At 46.2% G+C, this 23,269-nt stretch carries 19 protein-coding genes; 8 read left to right on the plus strand and 11 right to left on the minus strand.

Annotation, left to right across the window (positions count from 1 at the left end):
* Window positions 1-1,239, minus strand: a 1,239-nt coding sequence (gene mtaB, locus ABDW16_RS22885) for a tRNA (N(6)-L-threonylcarbamoyladenosine(37)-C(2))-methylthiotransferase MtaB (protein WP_343673001.1), incomplete at its 3' end; no start/stop codon positions are given.
* Between the two features lie 172 nt (window positions 1,240-1,411).
* Between mtaB and ABDW16_RS22890 the strand changes: the two genes are divergently transcribed.
* From ABDW16_RS22890 to priA, 3 genes are all read left to right on the plus strand, one after another.
* The gene (locus ABDW16_RS22890; protein WP_343673002.1) at window positions 1,412-1,849 is read left to right on the plus strand and encodes a DUF4258 domain-containing protein; all 438 of its coding nucleotides are present in this window, start codon (window positions 1,412-1,414) and stop codon (window positions 1,847-1,849) included.
* A gap of 140 nt (window positions 1,850-1,989) precedes the next feature.
* Window positions 1,990-2,733 (plus strand): 1-acyl-sn-glycerol-3-phosphate acyltransferase, encoded by a 744-nt coding sequence (locus ABDW16_RS22895; RefSeq protein WP_343673003.1) that lies wholly within the window; start codon window positions 1,990-1,992, stop codon window positions 2,731-2,733.
* The gene (gene priA / locus ABDW16_RS22900) at window positions 2,730-5,177 is read left to right on the plus strand and encodes a primosomal protein N' (RefSeq protein WP_343673004.1); all 2,448 of its coding nucleotides are present in this window, start codon (window positions 2,730-2,732) and stop codon (window positions 5,175-5,177) included. Before ABDW16_RS22895 ends, priA begins: the two co-directional genes overlap by 4 nt.
* A gap of 74 nt (window positions 5,178-5,251) precedes the next feature.
* On the opposite strand, the gene ABDW16_RS22905 is transcribed toward priA, so the two are convergent.
* On the minus strand, window positions 5,252-5,947 hold the full coding sequence (locus tag ABDW16_RS22905) for an NAD(P)H-binding protein (protein WP_343673005.1): 696 nt from the start codon (window positions 5,945-5,947) through the stop codon (window positions 5,252-5,254).
* Between the two features lie 48 nt (window positions 5,948-5,995).
* On the opposite strand from ABDW16_RS22905, the gene murB reads away from it, so the two are divergent.
* A complete protein-coding gene (murB, locus tag ABDW16_RS22910; protein WP_343673006.1) occupies window positions 5,996-7,012 on the plus strand; it encodes a UDP-N-acetylmuramate dehydrogenase in 1,017 nt (338 codons plus the stop codon).
* 112 nt (window positions 7,013-7,124) lie between these two features.
* On the opposite strand, the gene ABDW16_RS22915 is transcribed toward murB, so the two are convergent.
* The 4 genes from ABDW16_RS22915 to nagB form a co-directional block, all read right to left on the minus strand.
* Window positions 7,125-8,129 carry a YpdA family putative bacillithiol disulfide reductase gene (locus ABDW16_RS22915; RefSeq protein ID WP_343673007.1) on the minus strand — a complete coding sequence of 335 codons (1,005 nt, stop codon included), beginning with the start codon at window positions 8,127-8,129 and terminating at the stop codon, window positions 7,125-7,127.
* A gap of 18 nt (window positions 8,130-8,147) precedes the next feature.
* Window positions 8,148-8,834, minus strand: coding sequence for a gamma-glutamyl-gamma-aminobutyrate hydrolase family protein (locus ABDW16_RS22920; protein ID WP_343673008.1), 687 nt, complete (start codon window positions 8,832-8,834; stop codon window positions 8,148-8,150).
* 4 nt (window positions 8,835-8,838) lie between these two features.
* Window positions 8,839-9,720, minus strand: coding sequence for an SAM-dependent methyltransferase (locus ABDW16_RS22925; RefSeq protein WP_343673009.1), 882 nt, complete (start codon window positions 9,718-9,720; stop codon window positions 8,839-8,841).
* 203 nt (window positions 9,721-9,923) lie between these two features.
* Window positions 9,924-11,849 carry a glucosamine-6-phosphate deaminase gene (nagB, locus tag ABDW16_RS22930; protein WP_343673011.1) on the minus strand — a complete coding sequence of 642 codons (1,926 nt, stop codon included), beginning with the start codon at window positions 11,847-11,849 and terminating at the stop codon, window positions 9,924-9,926.
* A gap of 343 nt (window positions 11,850-12,192) precedes the next feature.
* Here nagB and ABDW16_RS22935 point away from each other — a divergent pair, with 343 nt between their 5' ends.
* The gene (locus ABDW16_RS22935) at window positions 12,193-13,719 is read left to right on the plus strand and encodes a hypothetical protein (protein ID WP_343673012.1); all 1,527 of its coding nucleotides are present in this window, start codon (window positions 12,193-12,195) and stop codon (window positions 13,717-13,719) included.
* 65 nt (window positions 13,720-13,784) lie between these two features.
* On the opposite strand, the gene ABDW16_RS22940 is transcribed toward ABDW16_RS22935, so the two are convergent.
* The 4 genes from ABDW16_RS22940 to ABDW16_RS22955 form a co-directional block, all read right to left on the minus strand.
* The gene (locus ABDW16_RS22940) at window positions 13,785-14,522 is read right to left on the minus strand and encodes a copper homeostasis protein CutC (RefSeq protein ID WP_343673013.1); all 738 of its coding nucleotides are present in this window, start codon (window positions 14,520-14,522) and stop codon (window positions 13,785-13,787) included.
* A gap of 78 nt (window positions 14,523-14,600) precedes the next feature.
* Window positions 14,601-15,656 carry a N(4)-(beta-N-acetylglucosaminyl)-L-asparaginase gene (locus ABDW16_RS22945; protein ID WP_343673015.1) on the minus strand — a complete coding sequence of 352 codons (1,056 nt, stop codon included), beginning with the start codon at window positions 15,654-15,656 and terminating at the stop codon, window positions 14,601-14,603.
* 32 nt (window positions 15,657-15,688) lie between these two features.
* A complete protein-coding gene (locus ABDW16_RS22950; protein WP_343673018.1) occupies window positions 15,689-16,654 on the minus strand; it encodes an ROK family protein in 966 nt (321 codons plus the stop codon).
* Window positions 16,626-18,278 (minus strand): MFS transporter, encoded by a 1,653-nt coding sequence (locus tag ABDW16_RS22955; RefSeq protein ID WP_343673019.1) that lies wholly within the window; start codon window positions 18,276-18,278, stop codon window positions 16,626-16,628. The genes ABDW16_RS22950 and ABDW16_RS22955 overlap by 29 nt, the downstream gene beginning before the upstream one ends.
* A 338-nt stretch (window positions 18,279-18,616) precedes the next feature.
* On the opposite strand from ABDW16_RS22955, the gene ABDW16_RS22960 reads away from it, so the two are divergent.
* The 3 genes from ABDW16_RS22960 (at window position 18,617) to ABDW16_RS22970 (ending at window position 21,758) form a co-directional block, all read left to right on the plus strand.
* Window positions 18,617-19,915, plus strand: coding sequence for a sugar MFS transporter (locus ABDW16_RS22960; RefSeq protein WP_343673020.1), 1,299 nt, complete (start codon window positions 18,617-18,619; stop codon window positions 19,913-19,915).
* A gap of 124 nt (window positions 19,916-20,039) precedes the next feature.
* Window positions 20,040-20,390 (plus strand): hypothetical protein, encoded by a 351-nt coding sequence (locus tag ABDW16_RS22965; RefSeq protein WP_343673022.1) that lies wholly within the window; start codon window positions 20,040-20,042, stop codon window positions 20,388-20,390.
* A gap of 393 nt (window positions 20,391-20,783) precedes the next feature.
* On the plus strand, window positions 20,784-21,758 hold the full coding sequence (locus ABDW16_RS22970) for a hypothetical protein (protein ID WP_343673024.1): 975 nt from the start codon (window positions 20,784-20,786) through the stop codon (window positions 21,756-21,758).
* A gap of 27 nt (window positions 21,759-21,785) precedes the next feature.
* Here ABDW16_RS22970 and ABDW16_RS22975 read toward each other — a convergent pair whose 3' ends face one another.
* Window positions 21,786-23,180, minus strand: a complete 1,395-nt coding sequence (locus ABDW16_RS22975) for a Gfo/Idh/MocA family oxidoreductase (protein WP_343673026.1) — start codon at window positions 23,178-23,180, stop codon at window positions 21,786-21,788.
* Between the last annotated feature and the right edge of the window lie 89 nt (window positions 23,181-23,269).

The raw sequence follows: 23,269 nt of genomic DNA on the forward strand, positions 1-23,269 counted from the left end.
TTGTCTTACCGGCCCTGTCATTGTGATATAATTATCACTATATCCTTCCATCATACCATCCTTATGGTATTTTTCAAACAACACTTTTCTTGTCTCACCCACATGCTGCTCCGCAAAGTATTGTGCCTTCTTATGACTCAGGTTACGCAGTATCTTATTCCGCTCGTTCCGCACGTGCACAGGCACTACTGGCTGGATTTCCAGCGCTGCCGTATTCGCTCTTTCCGAATAGGTGAACACATGAAAATAAGATACATCCAGGCCATGCAAAAAGTCATACGTCTCCTGGAAATGTGCATCCGTTTCACCGGGAAAACCCACTATCACGTCAACCCCTATACTACAATGCGGCATGAACTGTTTGATCAGCGCTACCTTTTCTGCATACAGCTCCCTGCGATAACGGCGACGCATAGCACCCAGTACATCATTGCTGCCGCTCTGCAATGGAATATGGAAGTGTGGCATAAACCGCTGACTGTTCGCCACGAACTCAATGATCTCGTTGTTCAGCAGGTTCGGCTCAATAGAAGAAATACGATAACGGTCGATGCCCTCTACCTTGTCCAGCTCCTGTATCAGTTCATAAAAAGTCTCTTCTCTCTTCTTACCACCCTGCAGTCCCTTCCCAAAATCCCCCAGGTTAATACCGGTCAGCACGATTTCGCGCACATCACTCTCCGCAATCTGCCGTACCTGTTCCATTACGTTGGTAATAGAATCACTACGGCTCTTACCCCGTGCCATAGGAATGGTACAGAATGAACAGGTATAGTCACAACCATCCTGTACCTTCAGAAAGGTGCGGGTACGGTCGTTCATGGAATAAGAAGCATGGAAAGTATTCACCTGCTCAATGTCACAGCTATAGATCTTTGCGCTGTCTCCTTTGGTCAGGTTCTTCAGGTGCTCAACCAGGTTGAACTTTTCAGCAGCTCCCAGTACGAGGTCTACTCCTTCGATCTCAGCAATTTCTTTGGGCTTGAGCTGCGCATAACACCCGGTGATCACCACCCTGCTTTCCGGCGCCCGGCGCTGGATGCGGCGTACCAGGTGACGGCATTCCTTGTCGGCATTGTCTGTCACAGAGCAGGTATTGATCACATACACATCTGCCTGCCCCTCAAAATCTGTTTTCACAAAGCCATCCTGCTCCAGCAACCTGCTCAGGGAAGAGGTCTCGGAGAAGTTCAGCTTACAGCCGAGTGTATGGAAAGCTACTGTTTTCGCTGTTGTCATCGTTTCAATTACTTTGTCCGCTAAGGGTAGGAGCCGGAATGGCCTGCTACCGAACCCGCAAAGGTAATTCCTTTTTATGAGAGTTGGAGAAGGGGAATTTTTAGGGTTATATTGTCAAAAATGTATAGCTTGCCTTTCCAAGATGCAATCTTTCAGCAATCTGTGAGACACTATGAGATCAAAAGGTAAGTATATTCCAATGTTGTTGTTAGCGCTACTGCTACTTTTGGCATGGCAGCAACAATGGTGGAAAGGTCCTTTGCACCGCCCGCAGGTAAAAGGCACAGGAACCGTGGAGCGAACATTACCCAACCCGGTCAATGACCCGTCAAATCTTGACAGGCATGCACGCCTTACCTACACTAAACATGCCCGGTGCCGAATGGATTGCCGGCACATCACCGAAGCTGAAGTAGCGGAGATCCTGGAAACCGGGCAAATCAACACCGAAAAGTCAAATCCACGCGATCTGCCTTGTCCTACCTATGCACTGGAAGGATACTCGGACGACGGTCAGCACCTGCGCATCGTATTCGCTCCCTGCAGCGGAGAAACCCGCGTAGTGACCTGTATAGATCTCGATACAGAATGGCAATGTGATTGCCATTGATTATCATTTGGTTATATGCGTAACGGAAGCAGTCTGACTGCCATCCGCAAATACTATTATAAAATAATAATTCTCCATCTTAACGCAATTAACTGTAATTTTCAGGCTCGCATGTGACTAAAAACAGACAGGCATTTATCATGAAGCTTTTGCTAAAACCAATCCGGTGGGTGTATATTTTGTATGCCGCGATCATCTTTGTAGGGGTCATGTTACTCATACTTCCATTTATCTTCCTTGCCTCCTTTTTTGGTAGAATCAAAGGCGGAAATATCATCTACTATTTCCTGTGGTTCTGGTCACATACCTGGTTTCCTGCAGTAGGAATCCTGGTTAAAAGAATTTATAAATACGATCGCAAAGACAAAACTCCTTTCATCTATGTCGTAAACCACAGCACCTACCTGGATGCCGCCCTGGCCGTAGGTGTGATGCGTCTCCCTTTCCGCCCGCTGGGCAAAATCGAAATGCAGAAAATTCCCCTTTTCGGGTTTATTTACAAACATGCTGTTGTACCTGTAGACCGTTCTGAAGCCAAAGCCCGCTCCCGGAGCGTGCGCGAACTCATTGCCACCATCAGGGAGGGAGTATCTATCCTCATCTTTCCTGAAGGCACCACCAACGATACTTCCAAACCCCTTACTCCTTTTCACAACGGGGCTTTTCGCATAGCCATCGAAACACAGACCCCCCTGCAACCTGTATTGTACCTGGATTGTAAGGACCGTTTGCCTGGCTCCAAAGTTCTGAAACTAAACCCTGGCCGTTGCCGCATCGTTTACCTGCCACCTGTAAAAGTAGATGGCATGACCATGGACGATCTGCCGGCACTGAAACAACAGGTGTTTGATATCATGGAAAAAGAATTGTTAAGTTACCGATGATATTTGCCGAGGTCATACTTCCCTTGGCACTGCCTAAGAATTACACTTATTCAGTGCCCGATCATATGCTGGACAGCGTAAAAGTGGGCAGCCGCGTGGCTGTACAGCTGGGCCGGCAAAAGAAGTATGCCGGTATTGTAAAGGCGCTGCACGAACTCGCGCCACCCGACTACAAAACCAAACCACTACTGGACCTGCTGGACAAAGATCCGGTGGTATATCCTACCCAGCTTTCCTTTTGGGAATGGCTGGCGGCTTACTATATGTGTAGTGAAGGGGAAGTGCTCAATGCCGCCCTGCCTGCACACCTCAAACTCTCCAGCGAAACGGTATTACTGCTCAACGATGCCTATGGCGATGATTTCACCGCCCTGGATGATGATGAATACATGATTGCAGAAGCACTGCACATCCGTAAGGAACTCCGCATTGAAGAAGTACAGCTCATTCTCGACAAGTCTGAAGTATACTCTGTGATCAAAAAACTGATCGAAAAGCAGGTACTGCTGGTCTATGAAGAGCTGAAAGAAGTATACAAAGAAAAGAAGGAAAGCTATGTACAGCTCCATGCCCGCTACGAGGCTGAGGAAGAACTGGCCAACCTTTTCAATACACTGGGCAAGGCACCCAAACAAATGGAATTGCTGCTGGCCTACCTGCACCTGGTGAAAACGCAGGGGAGTGTGCTGCAAAGTGAATTGCTCAAAAAATCCGGCGCATCTGCTGCGCAACTGAAAGGTCTTGTAGATAAGGAGATCGTGTGGATTGAAAAGAGAATAGTAGACCGTGTGCCCGGTGGGGGCAAGGTAGATGTACAGATTGACTTCACCCTCAGCCCTGCACAGGATAAAGCCTTGCAGGACGTAAGAACGTGCTTTGAACAGAAACCGGTTACTTTATTGCATGGCGTGACTTCCAGCGGTAAGACCCAGTTGTACATCAAGCTGATTGAGGAATATATTGCCAGTGGCAAACAGGTGCTGTACCTGCTGCCGGAAATTGCGTTGACAGCGCAGATTGTACGCCGCCTGCAAAAACATTTTGGGAATAAAATTGGTATTTATCACTCCCGTTTTAATAACAATGAGCGGGTGGAAATATGGCATAAGGTAAAGAGCGGAGAGCTGCGCATACTGCTGGGCGCGCGTTCCAGCCTGTTGCTGCCTTTTCGTGAGCTGGGATTGATCATACTCGATGAAGAGCATGATGCCTCTTATAAGCAACAGGATCCGGCGCCACGCTATCATGCCAGGGATGCGGCTATTTATTATGCCGGTTTGTTTAAGGCCAAGGTTTTACTGGGCTCTGCCACACCCTCGCTGGAATCGTACTTTAATGCCACACAGGGAAAGTATGGACTGGTGGAACTGAGCGAACGCTTTGGCGGATTGGAAATGCCGGAGATTGAGATTGTGGATGTGAAGAAAGTGCAGGCCGAAAAACGGATGCAGGAGAACTTTTCTCCACAACTCACAGAAGCGATTCATGCCACTGTGGCAAAAGGTAAACAGGTGATCCTGTTCCAGAACAGGAGGGGGTATGCACCTTTCCTGATGTGTACTACCTGTGGCTGGATTCCGACTTGTAAGAACTGTGATGTATCGCTTACTTATCACAGGTACCAGGATCAGTTGCATTGTCACTATTGTGGCACCCGTTATCCCTATGTACATACCTGTGCTGCTTGTGGAAGTCAGTCGCTGATACCAAAGAGTTTTGGAACGGAGAAGATAGAAAATGATTTGCAGGAATTGTTTCCGAAAGCGCGCATTGCCCGTATGGATGTGGATGCGGTGCGGAACAAGGATAGTCATAATAAGATGATCCGGTTGCTGGAAGACCAGGAGATTGATATTCTTGTGGGTACGCAGATGGTGGTGAAGGGGCTGGATTTTGAGAATGTGGATTTGGTGGGGATTCTGAGTGCGGATAACCTGTTGAATTATCCTGATTTCAGGGTGAATGAAAGGGCGTTTCAGCTGATGGAGCAGGTGAGCGGACGGGCGGGGCGTAAGCATGGAAAGGGGAAGGTGTTAATACAGGCTTACCGGACGCAGCACCCGATTTTACATTTTGTAACGATACATGATTATAAGGCGATGTATGCAGCAGAGATTGCAGAGCGGCAGAACTTTGGGTATCCGCCGTTTTTCCGGTTGCTGAAGCTGACATTGAAACATAAAGATCAGAAGGTGGTGGAGCAGGCTGCGCAGGTGCTGGCGAACTGGCTCAGGCCACATATCGGGCCGCATTTGGTAGGGCCTGCAGCGCCGTTGGTGGGCAGGGTGAGGAATTATTATTTGCAGGAGATGATGATTAAGTTGCCCAGGGATACTAAAGTGATTGCACAAACGAAACAGTTGCTCAGGGAGCATTTTATAAAGTTATTGGCGGAGAAGCAGTTCAGGAGTGTGTTTATAGTGCCTGATGTGGATTACGTGTAGTGTTTATTGAGTTATTGCCCATTAAATCATTTCAGGAGCGTGTTATCAATCAGTTCTGTAGTACCTATTAGTTATTATTGCCCATTCAACCTTACAAGCCGTTCTTTCTCCCATTCCGCCATTTCCCTGATTTTATCTGACTCATAAATATGCGCGCCATCCGGCTTATTCACCGCGGCATAGATCATACCATGCGCTACATTGCTGGCTTTGATAGGCCGGTATTTCTTCCATTTTCCCAGTAAGAAAAAATAGAATAACCCCGTGATGATGTAACCAAACCATTCTCCCAGCCTGAAATCCTTCCTGAGTCCTACCAGAACAGAAGGACGAAAGATGTGGTAGCCGGGGAAAGCCAGTGCCATCACGGCATTTTCCGTTTCCCCCTTAGTTCGCAGGTAGAAATTGCGGGAGATAGCGGAGGCGCCTATACTGGACATAAGCAGGAATTGTTTGATCCCCTGCCTGCGGGCAATAGTTGCACAGCGTACGGGGATGTTAAAATCTACCTCCCTGAATTTTTCCCTGCTGCCTGCCTGGCGGATGGTGGTGCCAATACAGCAAAAGAGGGCATCGCCGGTGAGTGCCTGCGCCAGCCCTTCTTCGTCGTTGAAGTCAACAATGATGGGTTCCAGGCCGGGGCGCTGTTTCAGGCTGGGCGTGCGCAGCAACACCTTTACTTTATTAAAGCGATCATCGTGCAGGAGCAGGGTGACCAGGTTCCTACCGGTCAACCCGGTACCTCCTATTACAACGGCTGTTTGAGACATGCTTTTGTTATCTTTGTCAGTAATGTGTGTTTATAAATTTACGACCATATGCTGATTTCTGAAAATGTTTTGCTCCGGCCTTATAATACGTTTGGCATAGCTGCTCAGTCCAGGTACTTTGCTGCTTTTTCTTCTGCTGATGAGTTGCGGGAGCTGCTGAGTGCCCCGCAGTTGAAAGCCTTGCCCCATATGATATTGGGGGGCGGGAGTAATGTGCTCTTTACAAAGGATTTTGATGGGGTGATATTAAAGAATGAGATGAAGGGGATAGCCGTAGTAGGGGAGGATGACGGGTATGTATATGTGAAAGCTGGTGCCGGGGAGAACTGGCATGGGTTTGTTATGGAGAATATTAAGCATAACCGGGCGGGGTTAGAGAACCTGTCTTTGATACCGGGCAATGTGGGGGCGAGTCCAATGCAGAATATCGGGGCGTATGGGGTGGAGATTAAGGATACCTTTCATTCGCTGGAGGCTTTGCACCTGGAAGAAGGGGAGGTGGTGACATTTACGAAAGAAGAGTGCCAGTTTGGGTACCGGGAAAGTGTGTTTAAGCATAAATACAAGGGGCAGTTTGCGATCCTGTCGGTGACGTACAGGTTAAGTAAGCGTCCTCAGTTTAATACCAGTTATGGGGCGATAGAGGTGGAATTGAAAGAAATGGGGGTGCAGGATTTGAGTATACAGGCGATTAGTCAGGCGGTGATTAATATCAGGTCTTCGAAGTTGCCGGATCCGGCAAAGATTGGGAATGCGGGGAGTTTCTTTAAGAATCCGACTGTGCCTGCCGGTGATTATGAGCGGATTAAAGAGGCGTATCCAAATGTGGTGGCCTACCCGGTGGATGGCGGGCAGTTTAAGCTGGCAGCGGGGTGGCTGATAGAGCAGTGTGGATGGAAGGGGTATAGAGAAGGGGATGCCGGGGTGCATGCAAAGCAGGCGCTGGTGTTGGTGAATTATGGGGGAGCGAAAGGAGGGGAGATTTATGATTTATCGCAGAAGGTATTGGATAGTGTAGAAGAGAAATTCGGTGTATTACTCGAAAGAGAAGTAAATATAATTTAAGGATCGGGGTGTGAGCCGCAACTCCGCGCCGTAAGCTGGAAATCCGCGCCGTAAACCGCGGCGTCAGCCGCAACTCCGCCCCGAAAAAAATAACGTCTCGCGAAGCGGGACGTTATTTCTTTCGTAAAATATCTCCAATAATCTTATCCGCATGATCTCTTGAATTCTCAATAAACCACACAGCCGTATCCATTCCCCCACACACCACACCCGCCAGGTACATCCCCGGCATATTCGTTTCCATTGTTTCCGGGTTATATTTCGGATGCCGTTTCTCATCATTTGACAACTGTATACCTGCTTTTTCCAGGAAACTGAAATTCGGCTGGTACCCGGTCAGTGCGAGTACATAATCATTCTCAATCGTCACCATACCATCAGGAGTGAGGATATCGACTTCCCTTTCCCTGATAGCTTTCAGGTTAGAATGAAAATATACCTTGATGGACCCTTCTGCAATACGGTTTTCTATATCTGGTTTTACCCAGTATTTCACGCGTTTACCTATCTCACCTTCCCTGATCACCATGGTTACATCTGCACCTTTGCGATAGGTTTCCAGCGCGGCATCTACAGAGGAGTTATTAGCTCCTACAACTAGTACTTTCTGCGTAGCATAGAAGTGCGGGTCTTTATAATAGTGTGTGACTTTCGGGAGGTCTTCGCCGGGAATATTCAGCATATTCGGGATGTCATAAAAGCCGGTGGCGATGATGACATTATCAGCGGTATAAGTGGCTTTACTGGTTTTGATAGTATAACCGGAAGTGATACTTTCCACATCAGCCGAAGAAGCGACTTTACTATAACCAGGAGTAATACTTTCCACCTGCTCGAACAGGCGTACATGCAGTTTGTTTGACACTGTTACCCGGCGGTAATATTCCAGGGCCTCAGGGCGCATTGGTTTGGCACTGATGGATACCCACGGAATGCCTCCTATTTCCAGTCTCTCAGAGGTCGAGAAGAAGGTCATATAGAGCGGGTAGTTATAGAGTGAGTTGGTTAGGCAGCCTTTTTCCACGATGAGGTAGGTTAATCCGGCTTTTTGTGCTGCTAGTCCACATGCCAGTCCAATGGGTCCGGCGCCAACAATCAGGATATCGTACTTTTCCATGATTGCAAAAATACGGAATTAACGGGGGCGGGCAGTCAGATAATCCAGCACTTCATACATCAGCTCATTATTCTCCGGAATAAATTCTGCCAGATCCTGTATCAGTACCTTATCCTGCACATACGGCGCTGCTACCAGTTCCTCTTCTCCATGATGCAGCATACTTTCCAGACTCTCCTGCGTCACTTCAAAATGAAATTGCAATGCAATCACTTTATCCTTATATACAAACGCCTGATTCGGTGTGGCTGCCGAAGCCGCAAACCCGGCAGCACCTGCCGGCAAATCAAAGGTATCTCCATGCCAGTGAAAGACCATTGCTTCCTGTGGCAGGGCTTTGACAGGTGAAGACGGGCTGAATTGAACCGGGTACCAGCCTATTTCCCGCTGATCATTAGCATACACATTTGCACCCAATACATGTGCTATGAGTTGTGCCCCCAGGCAGATACCAAGTACCGGCTTATTGTCCTGAATCGCTTGCCTGATAATGGCTTTTTCTACCGCCAGCCAGGGATATTCGCTTTCATCATGCACCCCCATCGGCCCGCCCATTACAATGAGAAAATCAAAACCTGTTACATCCGGTGGAATGGGGTGGTTGTACCAGTGTGTGTAGGTAACTTCGTGGGTGCTGGCATTCGTCCAGTCAATGATGCATCCCGGCCCTTCAAAGGGCACGTGCATGAAGATGTGTATATGCATAACATTATTTTACAATGGCCATTACTACCCGGTAATATTCCAATCTGTTTATTTTGCCGGCGCTTTTGCCAAAGCAGGCCTGCCTGTAGGTATCAACATCAACGTCATACAGCAGTTCCATATTATAGCCTGCAAGGAATTGTTTCATTTTGGAGGGGGCCATTCCAAAGTTCCAGTATTCCTGGTGCAGTTCTTTGGGAGAAATAGCTGTGCCTAAGAAAGATTGGGTATGGGTAAGGACTTTTTCATCGACATAGATGAAAATGATCCTGGTGCCGCTGGTAAATTTACTGAAATATTGGAAGAGCTTATCGGCAATGGGAATGGTGAGTGAATTGGTCACCCCTTCCCAGACGATCAATGTCTTGTAATGATCTTTGAGCAGGTAGTGTGGTACGGTGGTTTCCAGCTGTTGATGGAGGAAATCTACGGAAATGTAGTCGATAAGTTCAGTGGGTTTGATTTTCAGGTGTTCGAGTACTTCTCTTTTAGCGTCCTGTATGTCAGGGTGGTCAATTTCAACGAATTGAACTTTGGTTTTGAAATCGAGGCGGTGAATGCGGCAGTCGTAGCCTGCACCAAAGAGGATGAGCTGATTGATACCGAAGTCGTGAATGGTTTCCTGCATCATGACATCGATGAGCCGCGTTCGGGCCAGGCAGGAGGTGAAGGCGCCAGCGAAACGGTTATCCAGTATTTTGCCGATAATGAAGTTGATGCCGGGGATGGCGGAAAGGTTAGCAACCGTACGGAGGCCTGGTGGCAGAAAATATCTGGCGTATGGGTCATAGAAGAGGTAGCGCCGTTGGCTGGGTAACCTGTTTGATACGATAGCACGGAATAGGGCCAGGTAAGCGGCGGATCTGCTGGCGAGGAGCAGTCTCATAGTAGTAACAATTTTTTTGGATGACAATCGTGGAAAATAAGTATTCGGGAATTCAAGATTTAGTTTATAAATGTAAAGAATATTTTCATTCTGATATTTAAATGCGCAAAATTAAACTGGGAGGAGAGGAGAATACAAACCTTTACAAAATAAAAAAGGGTGACTGGTTGCCCAATCACCCTTTTCGTATAGCAAGCAAATACTTACATAAAATGATACCTTACAAAAGCTTCCATCGCTGCATACTTCTGCAAACCTAACTGATCGTACAGGTTCGCTGTATCTGCATTACGATCTTCTGCTCTTTCCCAGAACTCACGACTATCAGTACCCTGGAATGGCACTACGTCCTTCTGGCTCTGGTGGATAAAGATACCCAGGCGTTTCTGTCTTACCTGGTCAGGGCTCATTGGCACTGCCATTTCGATCTCATTGATCTTCCATTCCTGCCATGCGCCTTTATACAACCATACCCAACAATCCTTCATCCACTCTTCGTGTTTCAGCTGATCCAGCGCAGCGAAGATGATTTCCAGGCATACTTTGTGGGTACCATGTGGATCCGCGAGGTCACCGGCACAGTAGATCTGGTGTGGTTTAATCTGACGGATCAGGTCTTTGGTGATATCGATATCAGCCTGGCTGGCAGGTGCTTTCTCAATCAGGCCTGTTTCGTAGAAAGGCAGGTTATTATAGTGGATATTTTCTTCAGGAATACCTACATAGCGGCAGGTAGCTTTTGCTTCACCACGACGGATCAGGCCCTTGATCGCACGGATTTCAGGGGTATCCTTCTGGGAAGGCTTCTTGCTGCCAAGGAATGCTTTCGCATCTGCCAGTACCTGTGAGCTCTTGCTACGGTCGATGCCGAACATATCTTCAAAACCTACAGCAAAGTCGATATAGCGCAGTACGAACTCGTCAGTAACGGCGATGTTGCCGGAAGTCTGGTAACCTACGTGTACATCATGACCCTGTTCGTGCAGGCGGATGAAGGTACCACCCATAGAGATGATGTCATCATCAGGGTGTGGAGAGAAGATCAGCACACGTTTTTTTAGTGGCTCGGAGCGTTCAGGGTGGCTAGGCAACTGTGCACCTGGCTTACCACCTGGCCATCCGGTGATGGTGTCACGAAGACCGTTGAACTCTTCGATATTCAATTCGTATGCAGAACCGTATTGTACGATCAGGTCATTTAAGCCATTTTCATTGTAATCCCTGTCAGTCAGCATCAGGATTGGCTTATTCAGCTTCAGGGCCAGGTTGGTTACTGCTTTACGACGCAGTTTTGGCGTCCATTCGCAGTCGCCAGTCAGCCATGGCTCTTTGTTACGGGTCAGATCTTCTGCTGCCTGCTCATCGATTACGAATTTGCAGTCAGGGTGCTGTTGCAGCAGGGAAGCTGGCACCTGGTCAGTGCTGTGACCTTCTACTGAGCGCTGAACGATTTTTGATTTATGGGAACCCCATGCCAGCAGTACTACACGTTTCGCTTTGAAGATGGTGTTTAAACCCATTGTGATAGCGAGACGGGGTACCAGGCTCATATTGGAAAACTCGAATGCGTTAGCCATTCTGGTTGAGTTGTCCAGCGTTACGAGGCGGGTGTGAGAGTTGAGGGTAGATCCTGGCTCGTTGAACCCGATATGGCCATTGGTACCAATACCGAGAATTTGCAGGTCAATACCACCGGCAGCTTCAATTTTTGCTTCATATTCAGCTGCAAATTCTTTCACTTTTTCCTTTGGAACGGTACCATCTGGAATGTGGTAGTTGCCTTCCTGAATGTCAATGTGGTTGAACAGCTGCTCCTTCATGAACCTGTTGTAGCTCTGCAGAGCATCTGGTTCAATTGGATAGTACTCATCCAGATTGAAAGTGATCACGTTTTTGAAACTCAGGCCCTCCTCTTTGTGAAGGCGGACAAGTTCAGCATAAAGATACTTTGGAGTAGAGCCGGTAGCCAGGCCTAATACTACCTTTTGGTTAGCGGCCTGTCTTGCTTTGATCAATGCTGCTATTTCCTGTGCCACTGCTTTGGAACCGTCTTTAGCGGTAGGATATATATCCACAGCTATTTGTTCGAAACTGTCAATCAGTTCAATTTCCTGATGATTTAGCGTCATGATTGTTAATTTGGATTAGATGCGGTTTAAAAACGAGACCGAAAATTAAAAAAAATCTGGCTACTGTAATAGAATTTTTGTGTTTGTTTAAGAAGAAACGACCAAAATCATAAATGTACCGGGTACGCTTGTAGCATTTGTATTGAAAAATGAGAAAAAGATATTAATGGGGCGGAATTGAACTGATGAGGGAGGTATACTTAATAGTTATTTTTGGGGTGACTAAGCACTGATTTTCCCTGCGAAGAAACTACTCAATGATTGAAATATTGTATATTATTGTGCTGCGAATAACCCGAACTTATATCCGGAACCCAAATTGAGTATCCCATCAACCTAAACTATGAAGAAAATTAGACTTATTTTCGTACTTGCCTTAATTATATTTAGCCCATTTACAAAATTGATTGCGCAGACCCTGTCCGGGCCAGCAAGTACCTGTGCCGGATCTACAGTGACTGTGACTTTTACCCCAGCCAGCGGCGCGACCAATTGTAGTGTTACTTTTGGAATAACTGGTCCGGCTGACCCAACGAATGTAGTTACTACTGCCAATTCTGTTTCATTTAAAGTACCGGAAGTGAACAGCAGTGTACCATTTACTGTCACCGCCTATTATGCCTGCACGGCATCAAGTGGTACTACGGGGCAGATCAGGAAAGAAATTCCATTGGCCTCTACCAGGTTTACCAGTACTTATGGCGTGTCTATCCCTTGTGGTGCTACCAGTTACACCTTCACATACCCTGTCAGCGCTGCCCAGGCAGGAGATGGCACCTGGACCGTTATTAATAACACACCGGGATGGACGCTGACAAACGGACACAAGGAACAGCAAACGAATGGTTCCTGGATATACTATGGTACATTTACCTGCCCACCTTCCGGAAATGCCAATCTCCGGTTGTCAGTGAGCAACCCAACCTGTACCAGCCTGAGTCCCTCAACCGTTGATTACACGATTACAAGATCTGAGAACAATGCTATGACTCCGGTTACATTTACCACCAGCAAAAGTGAAATGTGTGCTAATACCTCTGCTACTTTTGCCATTGCACCTTATAACGATGCTACGCAATACATCTGGAGCACAGGAGATCCCTCTATCAAAATTAACGGACAATCCTCACCTGTAACCTTACCTGCTGCCAGCGGAACAAGTGTAACAATTAGTGTGGGTACTGAGGTTGTGGATGGATTCGTTGGCGTGGTGGCTGTCACCCCATGTGGTAGAAGCACCCTGAGAACAGCGGGTGTATTTGTGGGCAAACCTTATATTGACTGGCTGAATTTTACCTCTTCAAATGGTTATGATGGTCAATTCTGCTCAAATATGACAGGCAATATAATGGATGTATCTCCTTCCAATAGTTCTGGTATTATCCAGTACGAAGCGCGACTTAGAACACTGACAGGCACTACGCTGCAAACCATCTCTAATTATTATCCGGGCACCCCGGATGTTTTTGGCTATAGGGCCACAGGATTCTACCTTGCAGGGGTACATATTAAAAATACTACCTGTGGATCGCAGGATTGGTTTGAAACTGAACTGGAATACAAGGAGTGTAGTGGAGATGGCAGTGGTGAGCCGGGTGCATTCCGTGTTTCTGCTACGCCAAACCCGACTACCAGCGCATTCGTCGTAACAACTTCTGAAGAAAAAGAAGAAGTAAAGAAACTCAGTGCTACCACAGAAGTAAAGTATGTACTGTATGATTTCTATACGGGAGCTGTAGTAAAATATTGGAATTATAAGAACGACCAGCCGGTACAAACCCTGCAGGTGCAGGGAGTAAAGCCAGGTCCTTATGTTTTGCGGGTAGTAAAAGGAAAATACACCAGCTCTAAAACAGTTATTATTAGATGATACTGGTATAATCATCGGGTTATTCAAAACAAAAAAGGCTTTTGCAACTGCAAAAGCCTTTTTTGTTATTTCGCTAATTCTAATATTTTTTTCACTTCCTCCACCTGTGTCTGAGAGATGCCGTACTCCGGTACACCCGGTATACCGCCCATACTCACATTTGGATTTCTGTACACCATTTTACTCTCATTATAGCCTTTGGCAGTTGTATGAAACTCTGTAGCACCGGTTGCTTTAATCAGGGCAGCAATATTATTCGCCCTCACCCCTGAGCCCACCATGATGGCAATGCGTCCTGCTGCTTTTTCGACTAATGTCTTTAGCAGGTCCACACCTTCAATGGCAGTATTCCTTTGTCCGGAAGTAAGGATACGCTCACACCCGGTACTGATCACATCTTCCATTGCCTGCAGGGGATCGTCCGTCATATCAAATGCCCTGTGGAAAGTGACGCCCATGGGCCATGCCAGTTCTACCAGTGCTTTGGTACGGGGTACGTCTACCTTGCCATCGGCGGTGAGCAACCCTATTACCACGCCATTACAACCCAGTTCTTTACAGAGCTGGATGTCTTTCTGCATGGTAGCATATTCCAGTTCATCGTACAGGAAATCGCCACCACGGGGCCGGATAATGGGATACAGGTCGATAGTCACCTTTTCGCGTGCCAGTGCAATGGTGGCATAGCTGGGCGTAGTACCGCCTTCCAGCAGGTTATCGCACAGTTCTATCCGTTTTGCACCACCTTGTTGCGCCGCGATACAGGATGCTACTGAAGCCGCACATATTTCAAGTGTAATCATGCTCATTTTCGATTTTCAAAGCCGGCCGCAGGCCCTCTTTTCCTATCAATTATAATAAAATGCAATTCGGGTATGTTCTTATTTATAGTAGCTTTTGCCGTCAATCAGCACGTTATTTTCTTTCTCAGAAAGTACTGCATAGCTGAAACCTTTCTGCATGCAATACGCGCCGTGTTCTCCCTTTTTATTCACTGCGAGGAAACCGATCTGCAACCCTTTGGACCTCTCAGGGCCTTTCTTCACAATGCGCTCTACGGCTTCTTTACACGCCTTTTCGGGGGAATAACCCTGACGCATCAGCTCTACTACCAGGTGACTACCTACCACGCGGATCACTTCTTCACCCACACCTGTTGCAGTAGCAGCACCAATTTCATTGTCTACATACAAACCTGCGCCGATAATAGGGGAATCGCCCACACGGCCATGTAGTTTGTACGCCATACCACTGGTAGTACATGCACCAGACAAATCTCCGTTTGCATCGATGGCTACCAACCCGATGGTATCGTGGTTGTACTGGTTACCAGGCAGCATGCGGGGATTGAAGGTAGTTGGATGATTACCCTCGCCGTAAGAGGAATTTTCGATGTTCATAATGGGTTTATACTCGGATTTTTTCAGCCACTCTCTCCATGCTTTTTCAGACTCGGGAGTGAGCAGGTTTTCCTTTTTAAAACCCTGTGACAGTGCAAATTGCAGGGCACCATCACCCACCAGCATTACATGCGGTGTTTTTTCCATTACAGCACGTGCTACGGAGATAGCATGTACAATGTGCTCCAGGGAAGCTACGGAGCCACAATTGCCTTTTTCATCCATGATACAGGCATCCAGTGTCACACGGCCATCACGGTCAGGGTAACCGCTATAACCTACGGTGTGGTTGTTAGGATCAGCTTCCGGCACTTTTACACCGGCTTCCACTGCATCCAGTGCGCGACCACCTTTCTTCAGAATTTCCCATGCGGCCAGGTTGGCAGCACGGCCAAAATCCCAGGTAGATAATACGATGGGCTTAGTGCTTTTGTCTTTTTTTACAAACGGGGCTGCGTGTGCAGTCTTCACTCCGTCTAAAGACAAAGCAGCGGCACCGAGGGCCGCTGCTTTTAAAAAATGTCTGCGATCTTGCATGATGTTTAAATTACAAGTGCTTTATGTTGGTATTAATCTTTCATCTCCCATGCCAGTGCGCTCGCACCTAATATAGCAGCATCGCTTTCTTTCAGTTCGGAGAATACCAGCTTCACCTTATTCTGGAAGATAGGCAGCAGGTTCTTTTCCATATGCTCACGAACTGGTTTCATGATCAGATCTCCGGCTTTGGTAAGACCACCGAACAGTACGATGGCTTCAGGGCTGGAGAACATCACGAAGTTCGCCAATGCCTCACCCAGGATCTTACCGGTGAACTCATATACTTCCATAGCCAGGGGATCGCCCTTCATGGCAGCTTCATAAATTACCTTTGAATTTACTTCTTCTTTTTTGAAATCACGCAGCAGACTTTTGGTATCCGGGCGTGTTTCCAGGAATTCCAGTGCAGTATTGGTCACACCTGTAGCAGAAGCATAGGCTTCCAGTGAGCCATGTGCCTTGGTGCCGGGGTGGAAACGACCACCCGGAATTACGATACAGTGACCCAGTTCGCCGGCAAAACCGTCGTGACCATAGATCAGCTGACCATTTGCAACGATACCGCTACCTACACCTGTACCCAGGGTAATAACGATAAAGTCTTTCATGCTTCTGGCCGCACCGTACATAAATTCACCCAGGGCAGCTGCATTTGCATCATTTGTTAAAACAGCAGGTACACCGAATTTAGCTTCCAGCAATTTCGACAATGGAACTACTCCCTTCCAGCGAAGGTTTGGAGCGTACTCAATATTTCCGGTATAAAAGTTTCCGTTAGGAGCTCCTACACCAATTCCCCTGATGTTCTGGATCCCGCCTACCTGTTCGATCAGTACGGAAAGGTGTCCGTGTAGTTCGTCCAGGAATGCATCTACGTCTTCGTGTTGGTTCGTTAGCATACGACCATCACACAGAATATTACCTCTGCGATCTACTATGCCAAACTTTGTATTGGTTCCTCCAATATCAATGCCCACCGCTAATTGCTGACTCATAATCGATTCCCTGTGATTTTAAAATAGTTTTAACTCTGAATGCGAAGAATGCCAGATATGCAAAGCATATTACTGGGATTATATAAGAATAATGCGTACCAATGTTTGGATCGTCTCCCAGACCACCCTGTACAGGAGGGATAAGGGAACCGCCCAGGATCATCAGGATGAGGAAAGAAGATCCCTGTGCAGTGTACTTGCCCAGACCAGCGATGGAAAGTGCGAAGATACAAGGCCACATTACGGAGCAGAATAAACCGCCGCTGATGAAACTGAAGAGAGAAATATAACCGGTCGTCATCAGGCCAATTACGTTGGCTGCGATACCGAGTATGGCGAAGATCATAAGAGTCTGGGCAGGTTTGTCCTGACCAGCAAAGAAACCTATGATCTGGATCACCAGAATGCCTGCATACGGGTACAATACGCTCACGTCTGTACCTTTCAGGTAGTTAGCGCCCAATACAAGGCCATAAGCGAAAAATGGTACGATTACGCACAGGATTTTACGCATTTTTTCTGACACATTGAATACGGAGATGGCACCTGTCCAGCGACCGATCATCATACTACCCCAGAAGAGGGATACATAAGGATCAATTTCGGCAGTGGTGAGACCGTTTTCAGTGAGGAAGCCTTTTGTTTCGAGCAGGCCACCCATATTGCTGGCAATGGTTACTTCCACGCCCACATATACGAAGATGGCGATCATGCCCAGTACCAGCTGCGGGTATTTCATGGCACCCCAGCCGTCGCCGCCTTTCTGCAGGGTGAGATCTGCACCCTTTTGCGAAGCGATTTTCGCAAAGAACAGTACAGCGAGGATACCCACGATACCGATTACGAAGAAAGGCAGTTTATTTTCCCGGCCCAGGCCCACCATAATGAGCACGAATAATGCGGTGATGGCGGCCAGTGTTTTACTTGCCTTTGGTGATTGCTCAAATGGCTCGTCCGAAGTTTCTTTTGGCATTTTAGAGAACCAGAAGATGGCTGCAGCAACGAGGAACAGGACGATCAGCAGGATGTAAAGGGTGTTGATCTTACTGATGTCTGTGTCTGCGCTTGCCGAACCTTTGGCAGTACCGAAAAGCAGGATACTCACGATGAGTGGACCGATGGTAGTACCAAGAGAGTTGATACCACCAGCCAGGTTCAGACGGTGAGCACCTTTTGCAGGATCCCCGAGGAGGATGGCAAAAGGGTTGGCAGCGGTCTGCTGTAAGGAGAATCCGAGGGCGACGATGAAGAATGCGCCCAGAATGAGATAAAAGGCATAGGTAGTGTTTGCCATGCCGCTACCGATGTTCACTGCGGCAATGAGCGCCACAGCACCTACGACAGAAATGAGGAGGCCGTAGATGATACCTTTCTGATAACCGATCTTGTTGAGAATATCAACGCCTCTGAGTGCCGACAGGAAGTACAGCACCAGGGAGCCGATAAAGTAAGCACCGTAGAATGAGAAGTCAATCAGCTGCGATTCCAGCTGATTCAAGTGGAAATGTGCTTTACAGAAGGGGATAAATATGCTGTTCGAGGCAGCAACGAAACCCCAGAAGAAAAATACAAGTATCAGTACAAAGAAAGAGGGATGTGTACTTTGCTTTGTTTGTTGACCCATAAACGTGTTAACGTGTTAAATTACTGTAATTTTTGCAGCGATAAATGTATAAATTATTTTTTGACAATTCCTAAATATTTAAGAAAAATATCCCTATTTTTCTGATGCAAAAACGTTTTAGCTAATATGGTATAAAATATCTATCTAATTCCTTGGATAGTTAGCAAAAAGCGAAGGAAGGGGTGAATTAACATACTTTTTAATCCATTTAGCGTGGAAATTTAGCATTCGTCTATTAACAACGGCCAAACTATCGTTGTTCATTATGAAATGCGGAAATTGTTAAGTATGTTCGCAAATATCAATCAAAGTGTTTAAATAATATATAAAACAGCAGTATGGGGAACTCCGCTACATCTATTAAAGAGCCTTTACCTATGCAACCACAGCAGCAGACCAGTTATGGTAAAGCAATGGGAATCATAGGCACTTTATTTTTCATTTTTGGATTTGTGACCTGGTTGAACAGCGTGCTGATCCCTTTTTTGAAGCAGGCCTGTGAGATATCAGACTTCGAGGTGTTTTTCGTCACCTTTGCTTTCTACATTTCTTACCTGGTGATGGCGATTCCGTCATCTGCTATCCTGAAGAAGATTGGTTTTACAAAAGGGATGTCCCTGGGGCTGCTCATCATGGCAGTAGGTTCCCTGATTTTTATTCCTGCTGCTTATACCCGTAGCTTTCCGTTGTTCCTGTTGGGATTATTCGGACAAGGTACTGGGTTGACACTGCTGCAGGCGGCTTCTAACCCGTATGTGACCATCCTGGGACCGATTGAAAAAGCGGCGCAGCGTATCAGCATCATGGGTATTTGCAACAAGGTAGCGGGTATGATTGGTATTTTCGTATTGGTACAGTTGTTATTCAGTGATGCCACAGAATTGTCTGCCAAGATCAATACCCTGACAGGTGCTGCGAGAGAAGCAGAGCTGCAGGCGCTGGCACAGCGTGTGGTAGTACCTTACCTGGTGATGACGGTGGTATTGCTGGCACTTGCTTTTATGGTGAGAAAGTCGGAACTGCCGGAGATCAATACGGATGAAGAAGATACAGCTGTTGCTGAGGAAGCAGGTGTGAGGAAAGGTATTCCGCCGCATTTGTTGCTGGGTGTGGTATGTATTTTTGCTTATGTGGGTGTGGAGGTATTGGCGATTGATTCATTGGCATTGTATGGTGAATACAGTGGTTTGGAAAAGATGGTAGCGACTAACCTGGGTATTTACAGCCTTATTGCGCTGACGGTGGGTTACCTGTCTGGTATTGTGCTGATTCCAAAAGTGATTTCTCAAAAAACTGCGTTGATCATTTGTGCGTCAATGGCGTTGGTCCTCTCTGTGGGTGCGCTGGCAACTCATGGTTGGGTTTCTATTATCTGCATTATTCTGCTTAGTTTATCACATGCACTGATGTGGCCTGGTATATGGCCGCTGGCAATGAATAAGGCGGGTAAGTATACTAAGATAGGTGCGGCGTTTATGGTGATGGCGATTTGTGGTGGTGCGATTTTGCCGTTGATTTATGGTGCGATTGCAAAGGGATCGGATAGGCATATTGCTTATGTGGTGATGCTGCCTTGTTATTTGTATATTTTGTATTATGGTTTGAGTGGGCATAAGGTGGGGTTGAAGAAAGCGTAAATGAGATATTTATTGTGTTTTTGTAGGACCGCTCCATTATGGGGCGGTTTTTTTGTATACAGTATAAGCTCATAGCCTCAAAGTCAGGAATTATAAGGTCCACAACCCGTAAAAGTTTTATAAAATGAAGAAAATTATAGTCATATTTTTAGTCATTATAGCATTGTGGGGTATATGGAAGATATATAGCTTTGAAATGTTTGATGTAGAGAATATTAGTTTGGCAAGAATTTCCGTAAAAGGAAAGCGATTTGTTATTGGAGTTAATTATATAGCTCCCGGAGCTACTGCAGAGGATGTGATTCAAGTAAGAAAGATGTATGGTAATGGAGAAATCGATGTTGTCAAAAATTTTACTGAATATAATAACTTCATTGATGCAACTCTAATAAATGACAGTTTATTAAAACTGGTTCTAAGTGATACAGGTTATTATAATAGCAGGCCGGATACTTTGGTAATAAAATTTAAATAGAGGAATATGTTTGCTATTTGTCAAACAAAGATGGACAAACCAATCTGTATGGTTCCAGTCGCTTAGGTATGATAACATTGACCACCAATGTGTAGGATACAATACCACTTATCGGCTACGGGTATAATAGGATTGGGTTAAGGGAGAAATATTACCTATATCAGTGTTGAAAAGGTCTTTGGGTTGACGAACCACCCTGACAATTGCGTTAGGTGGAGGTAGTGCCAAAGGGATATTGGATTTGACAGGTCATTTTACTGCATCAGATAGGGTGCCAACTAGACTCGCTGTAGGAATGATTGGAGTACTAGCGTAGGGGATAAGATAAATGCTATATATTTGCGGGCCGTCTTTCAAGAAACGGCTTTTTGTGTACCCACAAACCCATAACCTATGCGTAAAGTATTAATTGCATTGTTCTTACTAATGGCAACTGTGAGCTGCTCTAAAAAGGATACCGTTGTTACAGTAAATAAAACTGATACGATTCCAGCAGCAGACACGGTGCAGATCCCCGATTCGGTTAATCTGATTACGAGTGCGTATTATTCTTCTTCCACTACCGCTGATACTAATCAGAATTATGACTATCGTGACACTTTTTATTATAACAGTGATCTGAGAATCGAAAAGATTGTCAGCAAGGAGACAGACGTTGATTCAGTAGTTAGTTTGTACACTTATAATAGTAATGGCAGGATGTCGAAAGTAAGTGTATCAAATAACTATGGGAATAGATGGACTAACTTTGATGTTTATTTTTACTATGATAGTAAAAACAGGCTAGATAGCATGATAAGGTATAATCCGGATGAAATTATTTCCTATAAATTCAGCTATGATGGGAATAATCATGTAAAGCATTCGTATTCCTATTTAATTAAGGCCTTTTATGCTGACTACCAGGATGGAGATATTAATGCAGAAGAAACTTATTACTGGAATAGCAATGGAAGCACGTTGGATTCGGTCTATACTGGACTTTATTCTGCCACTTCGCGGGAGCAGGTTTTTGATATTAAGACTTTAGCCATTCCATCAGGCAATGCTGTAGTAGCCGCTGCTGCAATAGATCCTGCTTATATGTTTAAACTGGCATGGCAGTATGAGTCTTATATTCTGGATCAGTATATAAATGTTTACTGGCATCAGTTTTTGAACCCGGATGTAGCCGTGATAAAAAGTGGTACCTATAGCTATGATTATACTAATAATTACAGTTTTTCCGGAAATGGCTATGGCATTAATGCTGTGATGAATGAAGATGGTACAGTACGTTGGCTGATAAAGACACAGGTAGCGAGGAATGGATTGAATCCTGCCAGGGGAATAAATAAGCTGGAATATACAAGAGTAGCAAAACCATAAAAAGAGAGGGTGTCACACCCTCTCTTTTTAATATTGATCATCCAGTGCAAAGATCGGTTTCCTATTGATCCATTGCCCTCTCGTGAAATCAGGTATATACTGTACACTCCCGCCCTCTGCTACCGACGCTTCGCTCAATGGCGTAATCGCATACATCGTAGCCAGATCATACACATCCTGTGCATAAGGCGCCTCTCTCTTTATACTCTCTACAAAACTATTGATCACATACCAATCCATTCCACCATGCCCTGCACCTGCTGAACTTTTAGTATATCGCTTCCACAACGGGTGATCATACTTACCCATATAGCTGCCTGCATCTGCCGGATCTCCGGCTTTCTCCCACTCATCATAAGGACTCTTTCCCTCCACATACACACTCGCCTTATCATCCATCCACAAACCATTCGTGCCCTGCACCCGGAAGTTCAGCGAATAAGGCCGTGGTGAATTGGTATCATGCGAAAGCATAATCGTCTCCCCATTACTGGTACGAATCAGCGTAGTAACGATATCCCCAAGGTTGAATTTTACCTTAGCATTTGGATGGCTTTCACTACTATTGTCAACAATATATTTATGTAAGCCGCGTGACTTGGTTGCCACAGATGTTAAAGAGACGAGGCGATTACCACGATTGACATTGATCATGTTCGCCACCGGCCAGAGGCCATGGGTAGGATAGAGGTCGCCATTACGATGTACACTGTGATTGGTACGCCAGTGCGCTTCAGAAAGACCTTTCTCGCCGAATTCTACACCACCGCCATAAATCTGTTTGCCATCGTTGAACTTTACCTTGCGCAGGTCATGCTGATATCCCCCTTGTAAGTGAATCAGTTCTCCAAAAAGCCCCTGTCTCACCATGTTGAGCACCGCCATAATATCCCGGCGATAGCTTACATTTTCCATGGCAAATACAGGCACCCCTGTTTCTTCACTGACATTTACAAGTTGCCAGCATTCTCCAACATCCGTCGCGCCACATACTTCCACCGCAGGTGTTTTCCCTGCCTTCATAGCGGCTACCGCCTGTGGTGTATGCCATTCCCAGGGAGTGGCAATGATCACAGCATCGATGTCGTCTCGCTTGAGCAGATTGTGGAAATCTTCAGGTCCGTTTGTGTACTCTGCTACTTTCTTTTTGCTGCCATAGATTTTGTCAATGAGTTTTCTGGCGCCGGGTATTGCCCAGTTAGTGTCAGGATCACAAATAGCGACTACTTCTACGTCAGCACGGTTTAAACATAACTCGAGGTGGCCTTGTCCCCTGGCACCAACGCCAATGAGGCCCATTCTTACTTTTTCTTTTTTTACGTTAGCAAATAATCTGGAAGGAGTATCCAGCAAAGTGAGGCCGACTCCGACGGCCATGGTGTTTTTGAGAAATGTTCTCCGGTGTAAATGCTGCTTTTTCATGTTTCATTTTGGTTTTGCTCTTGCCGATAACATGATTGAATGGTGTATTGTATTGTGTAGCTGGTCGTTAAATGTAGTGTAAATGAATT

The sequence above is a fragment of the Chitinophaga sp. genome (assembly GCF_039596135.1).
GTDB lineage: Bacteria > Bacteroidota > Bacteroidia > Chitinophagales > Chitinophagaceae > Chitinophaga.